Annotated in this window: 15 protein-coding genes and 2 pseudogenes; 6 read left to right on the forward strand and 11 right to left on the reverse strand. The window is 42.3% G+C overall.

Going from position 1 to position 23,314, the window contains the following annotated elements:
• Positions 1–642: pseudogene (locus V7L20_RS11935) on the reverse strand (hypothetical protein); the annotation flags it as partial.
• 323 nt (positions 643–965) lie between these two features.
• Between V7L20_RS11935 and V7L20_RS11940 the strand changes: the two are divergent.
• Positions 966–1,121 carry a hypothetical protein gene (locus V7L20_RS11940; RefSeq protein ID WP_334744287.1) on the forward strand — a complete coding sequence of 52 codons (156 nt, stop codon included), beginning with the start codon at positions 966–968 and terminating at the stop codon, positions 1,119–1,121.
• A gap of 347 nt (positions 1,122–1,468) precedes the next feature.
• On the opposite strand, the pseudogene V7L20_RS11945 reads toward V7L20_RS11940, so the two are convergent.
• A pseudogene (locus tag V7L20_RS11945) lies at positions 1,469–2,305 on the reverse strand (pentapeptide repeat-containing protein); the annotation flags it as partial.
• 405 nt (positions 2,306–2,710) lie between these two features.
• The gene (locus V7L20_RS11950) at positions 2,711–3,715 is read right to left on the reverse strand and encodes a zinc-dependent alcohol dehydrogenase family protein (RefSeq protein ID WP_334744288.1); all 1,005 of its coding nucleotides are present in this window, start codon (positions 3,713–3,715) and stop codon (positions 2,711–2,713) included.
• 649 nt (positions 3,716–4,364) lie between these two features.
• Here V7L20_RS11950 and infC point away from each other — a divergent pair.
• The 4 genes from infC (at position 4,365) to V7L20_RS11970 (ending at position 13,703) form a co-directional block, all read left to right on the forward strand.
• Positions 4,365–4,898, forward strand: a complete 534-nt coding sequence (infC, locus tag V7L20_RS11955) for a translation initiation factor IF-3 (RefSeq protein WP_109010020.1) — start codon at positions 4,365–4,367, stop codon at positions 4,896–4,898.
• A gap of 342 nt (positions 4,899–5,240) precedes the next feature.
• Positions 5,241–8,246: an MFS transporter gene (locus tag V7L20_RS11960; RefSeq protein WP_334744289.1), complete on the forward strand. Its 3,006-nt coding sequence runs from the start codon at positions 5,241–5,243 to the stop codon at positions 8,244–8,246.
• Positions 8,247–8,708: 462 nt separating this feature from the next.
• Complete coding sequence (gene leuS, locus V7L20_RS11965) at positions 8,709–11,357, forward strand: leucine--tRNA ligase (RefSeq protein WP_334744290.1); 2,649 nt, start codon at positions 8,709–8,711, stop codon at positions 11,355–11,357.
• Between the two features lie 1,191 nt (positions 11,358–12,548).
• Positions 12,549–13,703 carry a pyridoxal-phosphate-dependent aminotransferase family protein gene (locus V7L20_RS11970; protein WP_334744291.1) on the forward strand — a complete coding sequence of 385 codons (1,155 nt, stop codon included), beginning with the start codon at positions 12,549–12,551 and terminating at the stop codon, positions 13,701–13,703.
• A gap of 355 nt (positions 13,704–14,058) precedes the next feature.
• Here V7L20_RS11970 and V7L20_RS11975 read toward each other — a convergent pair whose 3' ends face one another.
• The 6 genes from V7L20_RS11975 to petM all read right to left on the reverse strand — a co-directional run bounded on the left by V7L20_RS11975 (position 14,059) and on the right by petM (position 19,054).
• Positions 14,059–14,286: a DUF2949 domain-containing protein gene (locus V7L20_RS11975; RefSeq protein WP_196527497.1), complete on the reverse strand. Its 228-nt coding sequence runs from the start codon at positions 14,284–14,286 to the stop codon at positions 14,059–14,061.
• Positions 14,287–14,792: 506 nt separating this feature from the next.
• Positions 14,793–15,299: a DUF192 domain-containing protein gene (locus V7L20_RS11980; protein WP_334744292.1), complete on the reverse strand. Its 507-nt coding sequence runs from the start codon at positions 15,297–15,299 to the stop codon at positions 14,793–14,795.
• A gap of 173 nt (positions 15,300–15,472) precedes the next feature.
• Positions 15,473–16,162 (reverse strand): response regulator transcription factor NblR, encoded by a 690-nt coding sequence (gene nblR, locus V7L20_RS11985; protein ID WP_334744293.1) that lies wholly within the window; start codon positions 16,160–16,162, stop codon positions 15,473–15,475.
• Positions 16,163–16,483: 321 nt separating this feature from the next.
• Positions 16,484–17,401 carry an NAD(+) kinase gene (locus V7L20_RS11990; protein WP_334744294.1) on the reverse strand — a complete coding sequence of 306 codons (918 nt, stop codon included), beginning with the start codon at positions 17,399–17,401 and terminating at the stop codon, positions 16,484–16,486.
• A 301-nt stretch (positions 17,402–17,702) separates the two neighbouring features.
• Positions 17,703–18,701, reverse strand: coding sequence for an SDR family oxidoreductase (locus V7L20_RS11995; protein WP_334744295.1), 999 nt, complete (start codon positions 18,699–18,701; stop codon positions 17,703–17,705).
• Positions 18,702–18,949: 248 nt separating this feature from the next.
• On the reverse strand, positions 18,950–19,054 hold the full coding sequence (petM, locus tag V7L20_RS12000; RefSeq protein WP_094344256.1) for a cytochrome b6-f complex subunit PetM: 105 nt from the start codon (positions 19,052–19,054) through the stop codon (positions 18,950–18,952).
• Positions 19,055–19,261: 207 nt separating this feature from the next.
• Here petM and pdxA point away from each other — a divergent pair, with 207 nt between their 5' ends.
• The gene (gene pdxA, locus V7L20_RS12005; protein WP_334744296.1) at positions 19,262–20,353 is read left to right on the forward strand and encodes a 4-hydroxythreonine-4-phosphate dehydrogenase PdxA; all 1,092 of its coding nucleotides are present in this window, start codon (positions 19,262–19,264) and stop codon (positions 20,351–20,353) included.
• Between the two features lie 216 nt (positions 20,354–20,569).
• Here pdxA and prmA read toward each other — a convergent pair whose 3' ends face one another.
• Both prmA and serA read right to left on the reverse strand, forming a co-directional pair.
• Positions 20,570–21,490: a 50S ribosomal protein L11 methyltransferase gene (gene prmA, locus V7L20_RS12010; protein ID WP_334744297.1), complete on the reverse strand. Its 921-nt coding sequence runs from the start codon at positions 21,488–21,490 to the stop codon at positions 20,570–20,572.
• Between the two features lie 102 nt (positions 21,491–21,592).
• Entirely contained in the window at positions 21,593–23,173 is a 1,581-nt protein-coding gene (serA, locus tag V7L20_RS12015; protein WP_334744298.1) for a phosphoglycerate dehydrogenase, read from the reverse strand.
• Between the last annotated feature and the right edge of the window lie 141 nt (positions 23,174–23,314).

A 23,314-nucleotide genomic window follows, 5' to 3' on the forward strand; every position in this document is an offset into this window, starting at 1 on the left:
TCCACCACTACCAAATGATGGCATTTGTCCACCACTACCAAATGATGGCATTTGTCCACCACTACCAAATGATGGCATTTGTTCACCACTACCAACTGAGGGGATTTTTCCGCCACCGAGTTCCTTGTCAAGCCTTGAGTTAACTAGCTTGTCAATAGAAACCCTCAAACCGAACCCGTCCGGTATTTCAGTTGTGCTAATACCACCAGCTTGGCTACCAGCACCAGTCAAAGGGTCGCTGCCATTACCTTGGTTATCACTGCCTGTCGATGACTTACCACCGCCCACGGATGGGCTACCACCGCCTGCAAATGGGTTGCCGCCTGTGGATGGGCTACCACCACCTGCGGTTGGGTTACCACCAACTTTGGATGGGTTTACACCCCCTGCAAAGATATTCCAGAAGTTGTCGCCAGCGAAAGGATTACCACTATAAGGCAAATCAGGCTGACTGCCACCGCCACCGGCACCGCTACCAAATGGGCTAGCGCCACCTTCTCCATTACCAACACCACTGAATATCTTGGGAAGGTCTTTCTCAGGAATAACTTCAGCCAAGCGACCGAAGGGTGAATCTCTAAGCGGGTTGTTCTCACTAGTAGAGGAGTTACTGCTATTACTATTACTTGAATTGTCCGCCATTAGAATTAATCCTCGTTATTGTTTTGATAAAATTTTGCTAGCATCACAACACAAAACAGACAGAAATTAAGTCTACTTTATGTTTTTTTGTATTTCTTGTTAGCAAAACTAATTAGTAGCTATTAGATTAGCTTTGTTAAGCTGAGATAATCAATTTTTAATCTATGCTACTTACACTTACAATGTATATGATTAAATTTTGAAGGACAATGAAAAATATTTTGATATATTTATCAAAATTGTAGGTATTTTTAGATAATAGTTTAAAAATTTTACTGATACAATTTCACTTTAATTAATCAGAAAAATATGCTGGTTTGGGTATGGCATTAGCCATAGGTGTCAACTTAACGTATAAGCTATATCTGGCGAACTTTCCAGGTTTGACCCTCACTCCCAACCCTGAAGGCAATTTTGCAGAGGCGAGCAAATTCTCTAGATCCCCGAATCCCAACTTGGGAGAAGGGATTACGGGATGAGGGCAAAACGTCCTCTCCAAGCAAATTTTTTCTTAAGTTGACAATGGGCATTGCCATGCCCATACGAGAAATCTATATGTATCAATATTTTCGCGAATTGGTATGAGATGTTTGTATAATAAAATTAAATTGCTGTTAAATATATTGCAATGAATAATTTTTTGAGAAATTTACCAATTTTTTAGATATTTAATTTATCTGCGTTTATTCGGGGTTTGATCACTTTTATCCGACGTTATAGCGCGAGACTGATAACAATAAATAGCACGGTTACTGATACCCCGCAATATGTTGTATCATATTAGCAGCGCTAGAAAGTGTAACAAAAAAAGTTTCAGGTGCAGGAATTACTTCAGATAAATTAGCAAATTCAATCCCGGAATTGTGCGGGAAAGTGTCCATAAAACGAGAGTGACATAAATTAAACCCAAACTCCATTGATACCAAGCAAGTGCAGAGATGATGCCAGGTAGGTGTTCGTCTGGTAGGCGAATGTCGTTAAATCCTAATTTAACTAGGTTGTTGAGACTAAAATCATAATAGTTAAGCCAGTTCCAACGGCGATCGCACAACAGAGGCATATATCGTTCCCGAAATGTCTGATTCCTTGGTATCACTGGCAAACGTCCAATCAACAATCGTAACTGGCGAAATGTGCCGTCTTCTGTGAAGTAAGAAACGTCCATTAAATCGTGATAACGACCTTGTTGATAAAGTCGGATCAATAAACCTACCGGGACGGGGACAATAATTATTAAAAGACACCCCAATGTCAGCCAAGGTTGTTCGGCATTGCGAAAGATGGCTAGTAAGCTTAAGAATTCTAAAACGCTAAAACTCACTAATATCGAAATGGTTTCGTAGGATGTGGCAATAATTGTTACAGAATGCAGCCGACGATAGCGATCCACTAGCCAAAATAGTAAGCCGAAATAAGCGATCGCAACTCCTCCAACGCCAAAGACTAACTAAAAATTCGTACCATAGCCATTCAACAACAACACTACACTCAATCCCAAGCAACTCCAAGCTTGCAGTAACCACCCAATGATAGAAAGTGGTTCACCAACAATTAAGCGCTCACTCAGTTGTGTGTATTTTCCTTAAAGGATGTCTGCTAAGGTGAGTAACTCACTGCTTTTGCTAAACGATTTTATCAGACGATGCTGGGTGATCGCTTGGGCGTATAAGGGGGTTCTTAAACTCAAATCGCTGCCGATAAAATCTCCTAAAATCAGGGTATAGCTGAGGTCTAAACTCAGAGGTTTTGCACCTAGTCCTTTTCGCATGAGTTGGTAAAAAGCATCACGAAAGCTAGCATTTTCTGGGCGCAAATCAATTACCATCTTCTCCAAATCGACTGTTAAATTGCCTTCGCGGAGTGTAGGTGTGCGTTCTGGTTGCGTCTGTGCTGCTGAACTAGGTAGGGGGAAGAGTAGAAGAATTAAAAAAATGTAAAGGAACGCATTCGCAAAGCGTCTTGCAGATAAGGAAAGCGCAGAGGGGCACAGAAAAACCCCTCTGCGTACCTTTGCGTTTAAGTTCTGTGTATTTATGCGTTTAAAAAATAAATTATACAAATTGTTCGATCAATCGTCGCTAATCAGTAGAACAATTTTACCTGTCACAGAACCGCTTTCAATTAGTTGGTGCGCCTTCGCCGCTTCTTTTAAAGGAAACTTGTGGTTAACATGGATTTTTAATTTGCTTTCATCGATCCAGGTGGCACATTGTTCGAGAATTTCTGCCTGGTGCTGGAGGCTTTCTTCTAATCCTAGCAACGCTGGTGTGAGCATTAATTCTAAACCTATGCGGAGATTGCGTTGTCTAGCAGTTTTCCAGACAGTATTGGCATCTGGTTCAAGAATGGTCACAATATCACCATATACTCGCACTGCGGGGAAGGTTTTGTGAAAGGTTTCGCCGCCTACGGTATCAAAAGCCAAGTCTACGCCTTCGCCGTTAGTCCAATCTAATGCTGCTTGTACAAAGTCTGTTTGTTTGTAAAAAATTACATGATCGGCACTTAGTTGTTTAACAAAATCAGCTTTTTCTTCAGAACCTACTGTGGTGGAAACAGTAGCACCTTTGAGTTTCGCTAATTGAATTGCTACATGCCCGACACCACCAGCACCCGCATGAATCAAAACTCTTTCTCCAGGTTCTAATCGTCCCCGTTCGTATAAAGCTTCCCAGGCAGTGATTAACACTAAAGGCGCTGCTGCTGCTTCGGCAAACGAGATAGACGCGGGTTTACGTGCCACAAACCGCTCATCTACAACGGTATATTCAGCATAATTACCTTGGTGTGCGCCCAATCCACCATAGCAAAAATATACCTTATCGCCTGGGCGAAAACGCTGAACACTAGCACCCACCGCTTCAACTATACCAGCACCATCACATCCTAAAATTGTCGGTGTGCGATCGGGGTAGAAACTGCCTCGGCTACGAAGTTTAGTGTCAATGGGGTTAATGCCAGCCGCCACCAAACGCACTAAAAGTTCAGTATTCCTTGGAACAGCAGGGTTTGGCACTTCTTGTATTTGCAGAACTTCGGGACTGCCAGCTGCTGTCATCAAGACTGCTTTCACAACTCTTTCCTCCTGGCTTTAGATGCACGTTCTTATGCAACTTTAGCGCAAGAGGGTGGGCACAAAGTTATGTCTGAGATTACATTTAGGTTACAACATCAGAAATCTCCTGCTGCCCCACACTACTAGTGGTCTGTCTCATTAGTTACCAGGGGTCAAAAGAGGCAGGGGAGCAGGAAGCAGGGGAGCATAGCGTTACTTTAGAGAAGAACGCCAAAAATCGTAGAGTTTGCGTAAGTCTTAAATTAATCAGACATACTACTAGGCTGACACTGTATGTAAGGTAATATGTTACATTAGTTTTGCTAAATGTCTTGCATCTGTAAGCTTAGTATTATGGAGATATTACAGTAATGTTGCTCAATGCAATCACCTACGATGGGCGGTTACACCATAGCAAAAAGTATTGCTGAATAATTGTAATAATATTTAATATGAGTCTAGGTTGTGTAATTTAGATTAACTATTGCAGAGAAATTCTCTTAGAGTTAGTAGAATGGCAAATACAAAGACGCAACTCTTTTATAGATTAGTTACTCTAGAACTGTAGACTATGTTTTCAGTTCTGAGTTATTTCCGTATTTTGCCTCTGAGGCATATCAATTCAAGACCACACCAAATCCTTCATTAAGAGCTCCCACAAATCATAATGCCTGTGATTGAGAAGAAAAGAACTCGCGATCTGCCCCAAATTAACGAACGAATTCGCTACCCGAAAATTCGGGTAATTGATACTGACGGTGCCCAATTAGGGATTATGCTCCCACAAGAAGCACTACAACTAGCAGAAGAGAAAGAGTTAGATTTGGTGCTAATCAGTGACAAAGCTGACCCGCCAGTTTGTCGGATTATGGACTACGGGAAATACAAGTTTGAACAGGAGAAAAAGGCGCGGGAAGCCCGGAAAAAGCAGCACACGGCTGATGTCAAAGAAGTTAAGATGCGCTACAAAATAGAAGAACACGACTACAACGTGCGCGTTAAGCAAGCAGAGCGCTTTTTGAAAGATGGCGATAAAGTCAAAGCTACTGTGATGTTCCGGGGTCGAGAAATTCAACACAGCGACCTAGCAGAAGATTTGCTCAAGCGAATGGCAACCGATTTGGAGCCTTATGGAGAGCTGCAACAAGCGCCTAAAAAAGAAGGGCGAAACATGATGATGCTCATCTCGCCTAAAAAATAATCCTCTTACTGTATTAATAAACCGAGTTTGAAAATCCCCTGACTTTTAGTCAGGGGATTTTTTGATGTTTTGTTTTAATGCAACATGCCTCCAAAGCTGTGAGGTTGTATAAATTTATCTAAAATTGATAATCCTGAAGCCTAAGTGGGAAACATAATACTCAGTTGCTCAGGACTTTTGCTATTTCCAAGAGATGAGGGAGAAGATAAAAAGGCACAGAGGCGGGAGGCAGGGGGCAGAGGGGAAAATTCTTCTCCCATGCTCCCTGCTTTCTGCTCCTCTGCTTCTTCCTTACTCCCCTGCCCCCCATTACGCGGTGATACTGCCAGAAAATAAAACTGCATGGAACTGAAAAATTACTGGTTGGCTCCAAATAAAGTTACTTTACCACGACTAAGACTATTACAGTGGGTGAATCTCCGACCAGAGGAGAGCGAACGAACTCAACTTATGTTCTTTTTTTACACAACTGTATGTGTAGGATTGCGGTGGGCAGAGGACAGTACTGTAGCGCTGTTTTTAGATGAATATGGAACTCATCTGCTGCCGTGGATGTATATTGCTAGTGCCGTCATGAGTGCAGCACTGGTTTTTTTATACTCTTGGTTGCAAAAGATTTTTCCTTTGCGCCGGGTGATTGTAGTGATCGCACCTTGCATGTTGATGCCATTACTATTATTAGTTGTATTACGTTGGGGGGCGCATGTTTCATACCTGGCAGTTATTTCGGCATTTATGCTGCGGCTGTGGGTAGATGCACTTTATGTGGTCAATGACCTCAACACTTCCATCGTCGCCAACCAAATATTTAATATTCGGGAAATTAAACGGACTTACCCATTAGTGAGTAGTGGGCTTTTAGTCGCAGATGTACTCAGTGGCTTTAGTTTGCCTTGGCTAGTGCAATACACCACGCTCAATAAGATTATCTTCATCGCCTGTATAGTAATTTTATTAGGATCAGGGATTTTATTCTATTTAACTTATCAATATCGAGCGGCTTTTCCTGAAACCCCACAAAGACTAGTTACTGAAGAACAAGCTTCACGACAACGTTTTATTAAAAGTCCCCTGAAGCGCTATGTTTGGCAGCTGTTTGCTTTTGTTGGTCTGTTGCAAGTCATTGGGTTGTTAATAGATTTTCAATATCTACGCGAACTCCAATCTAATTTGGGTGACCGAGAACTCGCCAGTTTCTTAGGTCTTTTTGGTGGGACGTTGGGATTGTGTGAGTTGTTGTTGCAGTGGTTTATTTCCAGCCGACTTATCGAACGGATGGGGGTCTTTTTCACAGCGACGCTTTTACCAATCACTATAGGCTTTTCACTTCCAGGAGTGCTGGTATTATTTTATTTAATTCCTGCCATCCAATCGCAAAGCTTTTTTTGGGGTTTGGTAATTGTCAAATTCTTTGATGAACTCTTACGCTACACCTTTGTCATGAGTAGCGGCCCCATTCTGTACCAACCGATTCCAGAGGCAATTCGCAGCCGGATGCAGACTTTATCTGGCGGAACTGCCGAAGCGATCGCTACAGGTTTGACAGGAGGGCTAATTTTTGCAACTCTATTGTTTTGTGGGCGGTTTATACCCGTACCATTAGAAAAGTGGGTGTTAGTAGCAGAAACAATGCTGATAACTGGCACCTGTTTAAAAGTAGTTTGGGAATTGCGATCGCGCTATGTTGATCTGTTAGTCTTGAGTGTGGCACGGGGCCAGTTAAGTGCAACCAATGTAGGCTTACGATTCTTTAAGCAAGGTGTAGTCAAAGCTTTAGGAGAAAAAGGCAGCGAGGCAGATAAACGCTCTTGTATTGAACTTTTAGCCCAAATTGATCCCCAAGGATGTGCGGAAGTTTTAGCACCTCTGTTAGTCAAGTTAACCCCAGATTTGCAGTGCCAAAGTTTGGAAGTCATGCTGATAGCAGGTGCAAATCCCGCTTATCTATCCGCCATCCGTCCTTTACTAGAACAATCCCAAGAAACTAACTCCGAAGTTTTCGCCCTAGCGCTGCGCTACATTTGGCTGGCTGAACCAAATCCCAATTTAAGTATCCTAGAAGAATACCTGAACCCCCGGCATAACTCACTCATCCGCGCCACCGCCGCCGCTTTAGTCTTACGCCAGGGAACGCCCATGCAAAAGGTAGCAGCTACCCAAACCATGCGCCGGATGTTGACTCATAAGAAAGAACGGGAACGAGTAAATGGAGTTAGAGCGCTTAGAGAAGCAGTTTATTTGCAGGCGTTGCGGATTCACATCCCGAATTTGTTACAAGATGAGTCGTTACGGGTGCGCTGTGCCGTATTGGAAATGATTGCAGCAACCCATTTAGAAGAGTACTATTGTGCACTGATAGCAGCACTTTATTACAAATCAACTCGCATTACAGCAATGTCAGCTTTAGTGCGACTAGAGAATGAAGTCATAGAGATGCTGTTGCGGGTAGCTACCAATATTTACAAACCAGAAGTAGTGCGAATGTACGCTTGGCGTACCATTGCTCAAATTGGTACTCAGGAAGCATTGCAAACTTTATGGGAAAAGTTGGAGACATCTTGGGGTACAACTAGGGATCATATTCTTCGCAGCTTAATAAAAATACAAAAACAACCAGGAATTAAAGGTTTAGTGGATCGATTTTATGAAAGTCGGGTAGAAAATTTAATTGAGCAGGAATTAAAGTTTTTAGGCGAGATATACTCCGCATATATAGACTTGAAAACATTAGACGAAAAAGAAAATCATCAATCTAGCGAGAGGATCGTGATTGTCTCTGAATTATTGCAACGTGCCCTTTTAGAATTGGAATTGGATGTCAAAGAGCGGCTGCTACTGCTACTGAAACTGCTTTACTCGCCAGAAAAGATGCAGGCAGCAACATTTAATCTGCGATCGCTCTCAGTGGTAAACTTAGCACGAGGGTTAGAAATCTTAGAACATACCATAACTTTGTCTTCAAAGTCTTTACTGCTGAATATTTTAGATAACCGACCGCAGGCAGAAAAATTGCAACATCTGGTAGAAGCTAAGATGGTAAAATATGAAAATATGATAGTTAGCGATCGCCTCCACAGATTGCTGATGTTGGGTAACTTCCTTTCTGACTGGTGTCTAGCTTGCTGTTTTCATTTTGCTCAAGTGACTCGCACGCCACTAACAAGTTCTGAGATTTTAGTGAGTTTGCGTCATCCAACCGGCTTTGTTAGAGAAGCTGCGATCGCATATTTAAATATGGTTTCACATCGTGTTCTCCTGCAAATTCTCCCCCAATTACAAAAAGATCCACATCCTTTGGTAGCTGCTCAAGTCAAAGAGTTACTCGAAAAATACCAGTTTAAAAATTAAAATAATAGCCTTATTAGTGCAATTACTTCTAACTTCTTACCAAAGAGAATTTAATACCCCCGTGTGAAATGTAATACAACCTGTAACGGAAGTTTATTGAAAGCGACGGGAAACTGCATCCTTGGACTTAGTAATTTGCTCAGGATGGTTACAATCTTGTTAGTGTGATGTTGAGGCGGGATACAATGGTAGACATGGCTCAGACCCTTATTTTTATTAGATATTTTTAGTTTCGGCTTTTTTTTGTGCTATTTTAACCCATTGTCAATAATTCTTTGTCATCGTTTTACCCAATTGTTCTTGTTCCTTTCATGACAAGCTTTTTGGTTCTGCGATCGCCATCGAACTCAAGTTAAATTAAATTAGAAAATTACTAGACAGATAATTCCCTCAAGATAGTGGCTCAAATGTACTAGTAAGGCTCAAATACTAGAAAATTTGTAGAAGTAAAGTGTAACAGGCATGAAACCATTGGAAATACGTGATTCTGTTGATTCTCGATACAACCCAACAGCGATTGAGGAAAAATGGCAAAAAACATGGGTAGAACTTGGTTTAGATAAAACACCTACAGCTAACAACAAGCCAAAATTCTATGCTCTTTCCATGTTTCCTTATCCATCGGGCAGCCTACACATGGGTCACGTTCGTAATTATACGATTACCGATGTCATTGCCCGCCTTAAGAGAATGCAAGGGTATCGAGTCATACACCCAATGGGTTGGGATGCCTTTGGCTTACCAGCAGAAAATGCCGCCATTGACCGTGGTGTACCGCCGGCAAAGTGGACTTATCAAAATATTGCCCAGATGCGGCAACAATTGCAGCGTCTTGGTTTATCCATTGATTGGGAATGTGAACTTGCTACCTGTTCACCAGATTATTACAAGTGGACACAATGGATTTTCTTGCAGTTTTTGCAAGCAGGGTTAGCTTACCAAAAAGAGGCAGCAGTAAACTGGGACCCCATTGATCAAACTGTGCTGGCAAACGAGCAAGTTGATAACGAAGGACGTTCCTGGCGCAGTGGGGCAATAGTTGAGCGTAAATTATTGCGGCAGTGGTTTTTCAAAATTACTGATTACGCTGAAGAATTACTTAATGACTTAGATAAGTTGACAGGTTGGCCAGAACGCGTCAAATTAATGCAGGCAAACTGGATTGGCAAATCCACAGGCGCTTACTTAGAATTTCCCATCATCGGGATAGATGAAAAAATCGGCGTATATACTACACGTCCAGATACCGTTTATGGTGTCAGCTACTTAGTGTTAGCACCAGAACATCCCTTAACCAAGCGTGTCACTACAAAAGAACAACAAGCGGCAGTAGAAGCCTTTATTAAAGAGGTTTCCAATCAAAGTGAGTTAGAACGTACCTGTGAAGATAAACCGAAGCGGGGTATCTTCACAGGTGGGGTGGCAATTAACCCGTTTACAGGCAAAGAAGTGCCAATTTGGATTGCTGACTATGTACTGTATGAGTATGGTACTGGGGCAGTGATGGGTGTACCAGCCCATGATGTTCGAGATTTTAAGTTTGCTAAAAATTATAATTTGCCAGTTGATTTTGTTATCGTTTCCCCAGATGATGTTGCAGGTTTTGACTTAACTCCAACATCAGAGATTGATAAAGTTACACAACTCATCCAAATTGAATATAACCAGGCATACACTGAACCAGGAATTTTAATTAATTCTGGGGCTTTTACTGGTATGGCTTCCACAGATGCTAAACAAGCGATAATTGAATACGCCCAACAACAAGGTTTTGGTAAAGTGCGGGTGCAGTATCGCTTGCGGGATTGGTTAATTTCGCGGCAGCGTTACTGGGGCGCACCGATACCTGTAATTCACTGTCCTAACTGTGGGATAGTGCCAGTGCCTGATAAAGATTTACCAGTCCAGTTACCAGAAGAGGTGGAATTTACTGGACGTGGCGGTTCACCTTTAACTCAGTTGTCAAGCTGGGTAAATGTGCCTTGTCCAACTTGTGGCACTCCAGCAAAGCGAGAAACTGACACGATGGATACTTTTATTGATTCCTCCTGGTATTTCTTACGCTTCCCTGATGCTAAAAATGAACAACAGGTTTTTGATTCCAGTAAAATCAATGACTGGATGCCAGTTGATCAGTATGTAGGTGGGATTGAACACGCGATTTTACATTTGTTGTATTCGCGTTTCTTTACTAAGGTACTACGGGACAGAGGGTTACTAAACTTTGATGAACCCTTCCAACGCTTGTTAACTCAAGGTATGGTACAGGGTTTAACTTACCTAAATCCCAACAAGGGTGGTAAAGATAAATGGATTCCTTCTAATCTGGTAAATTATGCTGACCCCCGTGACCCCCAGACAGGCGAACCACTGCAACGTCTCTATGCCACTATGTCTAAATCAAAGGGCAACGGTGTAGCACCCGAAGATGTAATTGCTAAATACGGTGTAGATACAGCGCGGATGTTCATCTTATTCAAAGCACCGCCAGAAAAAGACCTGGAATGGGATGAAGCCGATGTGCAAGGACAATTCCGCTTTTTAAATCGGGTTTGGCTTTTGGTGACGGATTATATTGCTGCTGGGGTATCCCGTAAGCAAGCCCAACTCGCTGATTTAACTAAGGCAGAAAAGGAATTACGACGGGCGATTCACACGGCTATTCAAGCAGTGACAGAAGACGTTGAAGACGATTATCAATTCAACACAGCTATTTCAGAATTGATGAAGTTAAGTAACGCCCTAACTGATACTGATAGTAAAAATTCACCAATTTATGCAGAAGGTATTCGGACTTTGGTGGTATTGCTAGCACCATTTGCACCACACATTGCTGATGAATTGTGGCATTTATTGGGTGAAAGTAATTCAGTTCACACTCAAACTTGGCCATCATTTGACCCTGCTGCTTTGGTAGCTGATGAAATCACTTTAGTGATTCAAATTATGGGGAAAACTCGTGGCGCGATTCAAGTACCAGCACAAGCAGATAAAGCAGCGTTGGAAAAATATGCCCGTGAATCAGAAATTGCCCAGCGTTACATTGAAGGCAAAGAGATTAAAAAGGTAATTGTAGTGCCTGGAAAGTTAGTGAATTTTGTAGTCAGCTAAGTATAGCTTTGCTTAAAATCGTGGCGATCTATTTTTACACGAAAAAGCGCTTGAGAGTTTTGCTCACTCAAGCGCTTCCCGTAAAAGCTTATACCAACTCACTCGTTTGATGCAACATTTGAAATCTGCAACTCCCCCTGATCAGGGAACATTGCGGGGATAACTTGTAACAAACATGTGGTGAAATGGTATCACTCCTTGCACTAACTAAGAATATCTCTTTTGCAATAATACCGAGAATCTGGTGAGTGACAGTTTATGAACTGAACACTAGTTAAAAACGACTCATCATGAATAGTAACTAACAAGACTAAGCACGATTGTCGCAATTTTGTAAGTATAGTATAAAAAATTATAGTTGCTCGGCGTAGGTGTAGCCTGCTGTAGGCATCACCTACCTCTGAATATAGTTAAAAATGTGCAGCAATTAGCAGCATATATCTCTCAAATTTGGCACTAAATCAACCGTAAACTATCAGTAGAAAATCGTAATCGAGTAAGCCACATAAGCCTTAGATATTGGGATCGAAGCGATTTTGACTGAAATACATGATCAGATACTCCATTTCTGGAGGTATTCTTTACAGGATGGCAATTCAAGAAAAAAATGCTCGACTCAAGCAGATTGAAAAGTTTGGGTTGGGTATCTTTTATCTCTTAGCAAACTGCGACATCCAAACCTTCGGCATAGTGTAGGGGTTTACTTCCTTCGTTGAAGCAAAACACAGCTTTCTCACCGACAATTCCCGTAATATTCAAAACGATTTAGCGTGTTTATATAAAAACAACAGAGCCAACTTAGGTTAATACCAATTCTTTATGAAGATGCAGAGAATATTAAATGAACCGCCCTTCGGGTGACGCTCCTTCGTCGCTCATAACGTTGCCATGCCGTACCACTTCGGGCTAAAATAGCCACTGCCTTACGAGCAAACGCCTTAACCTGTTGTCTAGGTGTGTGGTAAGATTGCCTGGAATAGGGGTTTTATTTAAGTTAGAGTCTCGTATAAATTGCAAAGGTCAAGCTGACTGATCATTAATTCCCACGATACTTTTCCTATGGATTTGGAAAATATACAACAAGGCTGGTGACGAACTGAGTGGAATTTGTAGATGAATATCTAGAATTTGCTATCAGAGCTTAACCAACTCCCACAATTTTGACTTTTATTTAATTTTTAGGATATACACATGAACGACAAGCTGATGCTGATGATTCCAGGTCCAACTCCGGTGCCAGAAGCTGCCTTACTGGCATTAGCCAAGCATCCGATTGGACACCGCACCAGTGAGTTTAGCAATATATTGGCAGAGGTGACGGAAAACCTCAAGTGGCTGCACCAAACTCAAAGCGATGTGCTAACGCTGAATGTGAGTGGTACGGGTGCTGTAGAAGCTGGAATAATTAATTTTCTCTCTCCAGGCGATCGCATTTTAGTTGGCTCTAATGGTAAATTTGGCGAACGCTGGGTAGAGGTTGGTCAAGCCTACGGTTTGAATGTAGAAGAAGTTAAGGTGGAATGGGGAAAACCCTTAGACCCCGCAGTATTTGCCGAAAAACTCCAAGCAGATACCCAAAAGCAAATCAAAGCCGTAATCATTACCCACAGCGAAACCTCGACGGGTGTGTTAAATGATCTAGAAACCATCAACCGCCATGTTAAAGAACACGGTGAAGCTTTAATTATCGTTGATGCCGTCACGAGCTTGGGTGCATTCAATCTACCCGTGGATGCTTGGGGTTTGGATATCGTCGCCTCCGGTTCCCAAAAAGCTTATATGATTCCACCGGGATTGGGTTTTGTCTCTGTCAGTCCCAAGGCTTGGGAAGCTTACAAAACTGCGAAGCTACCGAAATATTATTTGGATTTAGGCAAATACCGCAAAGCCACAGCCAAAAATACAACTCCATTTACTCCGCCTGTGAACTTGATCGTAGCGTTACACACTACGTTGCGAATCATGAAAGAGGAAGGCTTGGAATCAATATTTGCTCGACATGAACGGCTGAAAAATGCTACCCGCGCCGCCATTAAGGGATTAAATTTACCCTTACTTGCAGCAGATAGTTCCGCTAGTCCGGCAATTACGGCTGTAGCACCACAGGGAATTGAACCGGATAAGATTCGGTCATTGATGAAAAAACGCTTTGATATTGCTTTAGCCGGTGGTCAAGACCATTTAAGTAACAAAATTTTCCGCATTGGTCACTTGGGCTTTGTGAGCGATCGCGATATTCTTAGCTGTATAGCATCTTTAGAAGTTACCCTAAGAGAACTTGGCTACGAAGACTTCACCCCTGGATCTGGTATAGCGGCAGCAGTTAAAGTATTTAGTCAGTCTTGAGTACTGAGGATTAAATTAAAAGAGCGAGTTAAATTATCAACTCGCTCTTTTAATTTGTATATAAATGAGTAAAAACCGCCAAAGTTAATAAACCTATAGAACCTTTGCACAAGGTAGAGTGGATGTGATCTGCCGCAATTTTCATAAATTATACCAAGTTGCTCTAAATAGTATTCATTTGCTCTGAAGACAGTCGAATAGCTTATTTGACACCAAACAAGACTAATTCTGGCAACTTAGCATGATACCGAATTGGTATAAATAGTAGTATTTCAGATTCTGATAACAGCCTTTTGGGAGAGACTTTCGGTTTAAAATCCAAAATCCAAAATCCAAAATCCAAAATTATTATGACCTATGCCGTTTCCAGCCAATCATAAATTTGGTCTAACTGCTCTAGAGTAATCAAACCATACTGCCAAAGAATCATTGCCAAAGGTCCTGGGTCTTGCTCCCGATGCCGAAGCGCCACCGCCAGCGATGCTGTGGAAATTGCCAAATCTTCTTGCAAAAAATTAATCAGTCGAGAATATTTTGATGGTGACATTTGTGTCTCACCTCCTTGTGCAGAATGTATTGTCATATATCAGTTCACCATTGCTCGGTAGCCAGTAGCCAGTATTTTATCTGTCACTTTGCCGTTATCGGCCATACACCCCAGCAGAGTTTTTTTGATTTGCCTTTAACAAAGGTTTATTATAAAAACTCTGAGAAATAGAAATTTTTGTACAAATTATCTGCTCAATTCTCAAGCAGTATTTTTACTTAGTTAAATTAGCTCCATTTTGTTTACTTTTGTGCATTATTTAATTACACATGTAGTAACAAAGATTCCATTGCCTATATTCTCTTATTGGCGACTATTTACACTTGCGCCCAAGGGAATATTTTTGCCAAACCTTAAGATTGCAATTTCAGGTTGGAGACAGTAGAATTTTACATTCTTACCACAGTTTTTAAATAGTAGCGTTACAGATGATTTTTTTCCACAAGAAGTGCCATTTTTTACAAAAAAAATATATATTCCGATAGTATAGACTCTGAACAGAGCAACCATCCAAATCTTTATTCCTACAAAGCACAGAAATCTCAAGGCTCAATTTTGACAATATCGCCCACTTTCAACTTCAACTCGGCAGCCCTTCCAGAGCGAAGTTCAATAACCTGATTGATTGGTGTATTGGGACCATAGGTAGGACAAGGCTCACTTGCACAAGGAGGTGCAGCAGCCTGAATATATTTAACGACTCCGTTTTGTAAAAATACCATATCCAAGGCCACAGGTACATTCTTCATCCAGAAACTAACTGGTTGTGGTGAAGGGAACCCAAACAACATCCCTCGGTCATCTGGCAAAGCTGGTCGATACATCAACCCCATTGCTTGCTGTTGTTGTGTCTGGGCCACTTCTAAGTTAATCATTGTGCCATTAGGAACAATGGCTTTAGCAGAAATTGGTAATTTTTGACCTAAATTCTCTGGTGCTGGAGTTTGAGAATCAGATGTGGGGCTGGGAGGTTTAGCTGTTGTTGGCACGGAACAGCCCATCAGTAAAATACTCAGCAACATTGAAAGCAAACTTAGTCGATGAGTCATAATTCTTTTTGATTTTGTAATTTAGATTTTAATTTTACAGAATTTAAGCTAAAAAACTCACAGCTTTTATTCATTCCTTCAGGGGTACAGGAGGCAGAGGACAGGGGGAAAGACTTGTTGCAAGTTCTCACCTTTGGTCTTTGCCTTCTCTTGTAAACTTCGATCACCGTATACTAGGATTCTCTCAAAACGTACCCTACACCGCGTACTGTTTGAATGAGGCGCTTTTGTCCTTCATCTTCAATTTTTAACCGTAAGTAGCGGATGTATACTTCAATTACATTGGATTCACCCAGAAAGTCGTAACCCCAAACATTTTCTAAAATTTGTTCGCGGGTTAGCACTTCACGCGGATGTTCCATTAAGAATTTTAATAGCTCAAATTCTTTCATTGTTAAATCAATTGCTCGTCCGCTATGTATGGCACGGCGAGTTGCTATATCTAAAATCAGATCCCCAAAGCGTAACTGTTCGGTGGTATCCACATCAGGTTTTAAGTAGAGCCGAATCAACTTCAAAAAGTCTTCTGAGCGATAAGGCTTGAGGATGTAGTCATCCGCTCCTGCTTCTAGACAAGCTACACGATCATCGACTGTATCCCTTGCCATTAAAATCAATACAGGCGATCGCATACCAGTGCTTCTGAGATTTTTGCACAATGAGAGTCCTGATTCTCCTGCTAGCATCCGGTCTAAAACAATTAAAGCAGGCTGGCGATCATGACAGTGTTGCAAACCACTGGTTGCATCATGAGCCAAAATTGATTCATAGCCGGCTTCTAGCAAATCGCAAGAAAGCTGATTTGCTAGGCTCTCATCGGTTTCAATCACCAAAACACAGGGACTACTTGGAGCAACTGTCATAACAATTTGGGATATTGGATTTGGGATTGTAAAGATATTCCAGAGAAAATCTTTACATCAGTTATAAAATGCAATTACGAGTTTTTAGTGATGGAGCAATCCTAATTTGACACGCTGCTAAGAATCTTTTAGCACGTTCAGGTGTCAGCCATCTAATTCTTGGATGCAATCTTAATAACTAACTCCAAATACCATTTCTACATCAGTAATTTTGGAAGGAATTAGTAAATGGGGCATGGGGAATGAGGAGACAAGTAGACAGGGGGACAGCTTATAACAAGTCTTTCCTCTTTTCTATGCCTAATCCTCAATCCCCAATCCCTATGGCAATTCTACCGAAGTTGGTTTAGCGATATGTGGTAAACCCCAACCTAATTTTTCTCGGAGAATTCGGAAAAACTCAGGCGGTTGCAGGCGTATAAATCGCACACTATATTGCGATCGCTCCATATATACTCTATCTTCTGGTAGTACATAGCAACCTCCATTACCATCCACCACCATCACCAGCCGAGGAATGTTGACTGGGTAAATGTTGACCGATTCAGTGTCTGGAAATACTAATGCTCTAGAAGCTAGGGAATGGGGACAAATGGGTACTAGCTGTAAAGCAGGTACACCAGGGGTCACAACTGGGCCACCAGCACTTAACGAGTAAGCTGTAGAACCAGTAGGTGTAGAAACAATCACACCATCTGCGGCAATATCTACTGGCGCATGACGCCCTATGGCGATTTCAAAATGGCACATAGAGGTCAAAGGTTCGCGGTGCAGAACCATTTCATTCAAGCAGAGGGCTTCCCACAGCACTGCTTCTTCTCGAAACACTTTGACGGTGAGCATGGCTCGTTCTTCAATTTCATACTCACCCGCCATTACCTGTTCTAAGGCTTGCGGCAATTGATTCAGGAAGGTTTCGGTCAAAAATCCCATGTGGCCGGTGTTCACTGTTAGCAGTGGAATACCACAGGGGGCTACCTGACGAGACGCTGCTAAAACAGTGCCGTCTCCCCCTAACACCACTGCAAACTCCATATCCGAGTCAAAACCAGGGGGCGTTAGACCGTCAATGGGGGTGTGGCATACAGGACTCTCCGGGTTAGAGTAGCCCAATATTCCACCGATACTCGATGTGACACACACATCCCAACCGGCTGCGGTTAGCTTGTCTTTCAACTCGATAGCGACACGGCCGGCTATCGGTTTAACGTCATTGTAGATAATGCCTGCTTTCGGCACACTCAAATATCCAAGTTTAGGCGATGCTCTGTATTATGTAATCCTTACACATTTTGGTCATGTAGTCATTAATCTAGAGTCAAATATCCAGAGTCTAGACTTTCATTAAAAGCGACGGGAAACTCCATCCCCGGACTTTGTCTTGCTATGCACTCCGTGGGTAAACGAGGTTGTTCCCTCGTCGCTTAGGCCAAGCAGGGTATTGGGCAAACACGTAGTTTTTTCTCCATGCACCATGCCCAAAAATTCTACGCCACTTGTGGCGTGGAGTTTTTTATGACTAATGTCTGTTTTGTAATGACTATTGACTATTGGCTTTTGAAGACTGTTTAAAAGGAGTTTTTTTAGATTTCTGCTTTTTATTTTTGTTTTTCTCATAGTCTAACTCTTTGAGTTTCTTCATTATTCGACTGAAGTACTCTTGTAGATAGCTTTCTAGGGTTGTGGTTTGTTGCGAATCTAAGCCAAAAACTGTGTATACTTCATCCATTGAAGCATTTAACTGTTTACCACTAGCCAATACTTCTGTAAATGCTAGCCTGTCTGCTATGTTCCATCCCCACTGAAAGAACCGCATTAAGCCCCGCACAGCACGCAGCAAGGTTATTGGCATCCGCGTTACTCTGGCGTCTTTTCCAGATAAACGTTCGCACAGGTTGATGATTTCTTCTGCACTCCAGGCACGAGTCCCAACTACAGGAAAAGCTTGGTTTTGCGTTTCGGGTACACTCAATGCACGGATTGCGAACTTAGCAATGTCCTGAGTATCCATATAGGCGATGGGAGAAGAATTACCAGTTACCCAAACTGGCTGTGATTCCAAAATGGGAATTCCATATTGACCGATTAATCCTTGCATAAACCCAGCTAGCCGCAAGATGGTATAATTCAAGCCAGACTCAGCTAGGAAGAGTTCTGTACACCGCTTAATTTCCATTAACGGCACTTCTGGGTATTTATCAGCATCTAATATCGAAAAGAAGATAAAACGCTCTACACCTGCTGCTTTTGCTGCTTGAATCAGTGCTACTTTGCCGTCCCAGTCCACTTGTTTGATACTCAATGAATCTGTAGGACGAGATGTTGATGCATCAATAACTTGGGTAACACCAACTAAAGCTTCAGCTAAAGTATCGGGGTAACGTAAATTTCCCGGTACGAGTTCTGCACCCCATTCTTTGAGAAAAGCTGCTTTTTTACTGCTTCGCACAAGACAGCGTACTTTATATCCCTCATCGATTGCACGACGAGCCACTTGTCTTCCTAAGGTGCCAGTGGCACCGACGATTAATAATGTCATGAGGGTTGTAATAAATTTTAATGTTTTATGAAAAGAATGTTATCAGAATAACCTATGCAAACAAAAGTTTACATCTTTTCTAAGAAAATCGTTTGTTATGGACAGACTCATGGGAAAATAGCTGTCCGTTTACCGGACAGGCTTTTTCCCAGTTATTAGCGAAAAGTATCAACGCCAGCTTGGGGCGAACAGAACTTTTCAAGGCAGAGGATAACCTCTTCCCTCACGAGAGCCTATTACCGTAGGGATTATTCTTCTGTGCCTTGAATTTTTAGTAACAACGCGCCTAAACCCCAGCCTACGAAGATTAAACCGAAGGACAATAGAGCTGCATTCAAAATTTCGCCGCCCATTGGTGTGATTCTCCTTATGCAAATTAGTGTGTGTAAACTAGGTCTAACAGAAGCTTTTGAATTGTTGCTGTAGGATTAGACCTGTGTAAATAATCTTAAACCAGTTTAGCAAGTAATCCCTACTCGTTTGGGAGGCAATCCCTGCTGTAAAACGGGAGAACAGGGGGATAGAAAAAAGTTTAATGATAATTATTATGAAGAGATTTTATGTATCAAAATAATCTAGATAATTTAGTGAATTTTAGTAAAAAGAATTGCCCACGTCTGGCGTTGACGTTGGGAGATCCGGCGGGAATTGGGCCGGAGGTCATTTTGAAAGCTTTAGCAGAACCGGAAATTAGTAAAAAATATGACATTACAGTGGTGGGAAACCGGGATTTGCTGGCACAGATTTATCACAAACTAAATTTAATCAAGAATTTAGCACCTTTGGCAAATCCAGACGAGTTGTCAGTTATTGATGTGCAGTTGGATGGGGAAATTAAAGGTGAAATTATCGCTAAAACAGGTAATGCGGTCAGTGGTGCGGCTAGTTTTGCGTATATGCAATGTGCGATCGCTCAAACACTTGCTGGTAAATTTGATGGTATTGTCACAGGGCCGATCGCTAAATCTGCTTGGAAAGCCGCCGGTTATAATTATCCAGGACAAACGGAACTTTTGGCGCAAAAGTCAGGTGTTGACCGTTTTGGGATGTTATTTGTGGCGCGATCGCCCCATACAAATTGGACACTCCGCGCTTTACTAGCTACCACACATATTCCTTTATGTCAAGTGGCTGATAGATTGACACCGCAGTTGTTGACACAGAAATTGGATTTGCTGGTGGAGTGTTTGGAAAAAGATTTTGGGATAAAAAATGGGAGAATTGCGATCGCAGGTTTGAATCCCCACAGTGGTGAACAGGGACAACTTGGACATGAAGAACAGGATTGGTTAATTCCCTGGTTGGAGCAAGAGCGGCAAAATAGACCACAATTACAGCTAGATGGGCCAATACCACCAGATACGATGTGGGTTAAACCTGGTCAAGCTTGGTATGGAAATTCTTTAGTAGAAAATCCTGCTGATGCCTACTTAGCACTTTACCACGACCAAGGCTTAATTCCTGTGAAGCTGATGGCGTTTGATCGGGCAGTTAATACTTCTATTGGTCTTCCTTTCGTTCGGACTTCACCGGATCATGGAACAGCATTTGATATTGCAGGTAAGGGAATTGCTGATGCTACGAGTATGAAAGCAGCGATACATTTAGCGGCTGAGTTAGTTAATCAAAGGCTGACGGTGGGTTATGATTAAAAGTTCTTTGTTGCAATATTTACTAGGAGTAATGCTTACTTGAATTTTGAAATTATTGGAGACATCACTAATATTGAAATAATTGCTGTTGTTAACTCCATTTGTGAACTAGTGGTCTGTCAAATTCATTTTGATGGTTATAGAGACGCGATAAATCGCCGTCTCTACAGGGAATCTATCCATCAATTATTTATTGACAGATTACTACCTACTGAGTTAAGAACGCCGTACATTCAAGCAACACCATTCTTTTCGTTTCCACAGGGTAGCAACCACCCAACCATTATGTTCTAAGGCATCAGCAACACCTTTAGATTGTTCTAGTAAAATACCACTGAAGATTGCCCAAGTCTCAGGTTTAGCGATCGCACTCATTTCTGGAATTAATTCAATAATTACATGAGCCAAAATATTGCAAACAATACCATCTACTGGTTTCTCAATTAGTTTTGTCAAAACGTCTACACTTCCCTGTGCTGCTAGTAAACGTTCTGGACTGATATTATTCAGCGCACCATTGCTGATAGTTGATTGCACCGCTAAAGGGTCAGTATCTACTGCATAGACTTTCTCTGCTCCCAGTAGCAGCGCCCCAATGGAAAGGATACCAGAACCACAGCCAATATCCGCAATTACCAGATGTTCATGTTTGCCACTATTACCCACAAATGACTTAGGAACCTCACTCAGCCGCATTTCCAGGGATTCCAAACATAGTTGAGTCGTGGCATGGTTGCCCGTACCAAATGCTACACCAGGGTCAAGACGAATCACTAACCGTTCTGTTGTTTCTGGTAATGGTAGCCAAGCTGGGTTGATTAGGAAGCGATCGCCTATTTCCTGCGGATGCCAATATTGTTTCCAGCTAGTCGCCCAATCTTCCTCATCAATTAACTGCCATTGCAGTGTGGGAGATGAAACACCTACACAGAGAGCATCTTGACGCAGCCACAGCGATAGTGCTGCCAAATCTAGCAACTGCGTTTGAATTGTTGATAAGTAGGCCCTGACTAAAGATGAATTTCCTTTATTTTCACTAGCTGTTCCCCGACAGCCAAAATCTTCCAGTCGCCAAAAGATTGAATCTTCAAGGTCTGGCTCACATAAAATCTGTAGTTCCCACCAGGTGTTTGCCATAATTCAGAATGGGCTAAACCATAGCTATCCGCTAACACGAGTCAGAATTCAGGAGTCAGGAGGAATTATTTCTTCTAACTCCTGGTTCCTGACTCCTGACTCCTAAAGTGTTACTGTATATGCGTCCCGAATACCAGGGACTTTTATAATTTCATCCAAAATGCCCTCTGGTAAAGGGTCATCTATACTCAGAGCCATTACGGCATCACCACGGACGATTTTACGACCTACTTGCATACTGGCAATATTTACATTAAAACTGCCAAGTAGGGAACCAAGTTTGCCGATAATCCCTGGCATATCGCGGTGCAGAGTAAACAGCATATATTTGCTGGGTGGGACGTTAATCGGGAAACCGTCAACATCAGTTAAGTGGATTTCCCGCTCACCTAATAAAGCGCCTGTAACAGAATGAGTACCTAAAGTACCCGTGGCTTCTAAATGAAGTGTACCGGCATAGTCTCGAATCGAAGCATCCCGGGTTTCAATTACCCTAATTCCGCGTTCTTTGGCTTCTATGCTGGCATTTACGTAATTTACTCGTTCCCGCAAAGCTTGGTAAAGTAAACCTTTTAGGGCAGCAACTACCAAAGGTTGACTTTTGTTGGTCGCGAGTTCCCCTTGTAGTCGAATATTGAGTACTTCCACCCGTCCGCCAGCTAGCTGTCCCACCAGATTACCTAGAGTTTCTGCTAGTTGCATGTAGGGTTTAAGTTCTTCCAACACATCGGGGCCGAGTCCGGGAATGTTGACAGCTGAACGCGCTGGTAGTCCTAAAAGTACATCCCGAATTTGTTCGGCAACATCAATAGCCACATTCACTTGAGCTTCTGCAGTAGACGCTCCCAAGTGGGGGGTGAGGATGATTTCTTTACCTAGGGATCGCAATTCAGATTCACCCAGTGGTTCTGACTCGAACACATCCAAGGCTGCACCGCCGATTTTACCTGCTTTTAGAGCTGCTGCTAAAGCTACTTCATCAATGATCCCACCACGAGCGCAGTTGATAATCCGGGCTGTGGGTTTCATTTTTGCCAGGGTTGTGGCATTGATTAAGTGGGTGGTTTCTGGGGTTTTCGGGATGTGTAGGGTGATATAATCTGCTTGCTGGAAGAGTAAATCTAGCTCTACTAACTGACAGCCAAGTTGTTCAGCTCGGTCTGTAGAAATAAAAGGGTCATAAGCTAGGAGTTTCATCCCCATTGTCTTAGCTACAGCCGCAACATGAGAGCCAATTTTCCCTAAACCGACAACACCAAGAGTTTTTTTGTAGACTTCTGCGCCGACAAAGCTATTACGATCCCACGCACCGCGTTTCACCGAAGCGTTTGCATCAGGGATATGGCGAGACAAAGCCAAAATCATCGCTAGGGCATGTTCAGCGGCGGCAATTGTGTTTCCCTCTGGAGAATTGACTACTACAATTCCTCGGCGGGTGGCAGCCGGAACATCGACATTATCCACACCCACACCAGCACGACCGATGATTTTTAGCTGAGTGCCAGCTTCAATGATTTCTTGGGTGACGCGTGTACTAGAGCGAATCATCAGCGCGTCATACTCACCAATAATTTCGCTCAGTTCTGCTGGTTTTAGACCTATTTTGACATCAACAGTAGCAACTTGCGAAAGAATGTCAATTCCAGCTTGGTCAATAGAATCTGAAACAAGAACCTTAGACATGATTACTTCATTTAAAGCTACAGGTTTTGCTGCACAAGACTTTTTAGTTTAGTCTTTATCCGTCGCAATTCAGCAAAAATTATTCGTTTTAATATCAACCTAACCTTTACTTACGCTGCGTGCTGATGGTATCAAAGCGTA

The sequence above is a fragment of the Nostoc sp. genome, from assembly GCF_036916735.1.
In the GTDB taxonomy this organism is placed as follows: domain Bacteria; phylum Cyanobacteriota; class Cyanobacteriia; order Cyanobacteriales; family Nostocaceae; genus Nostoc.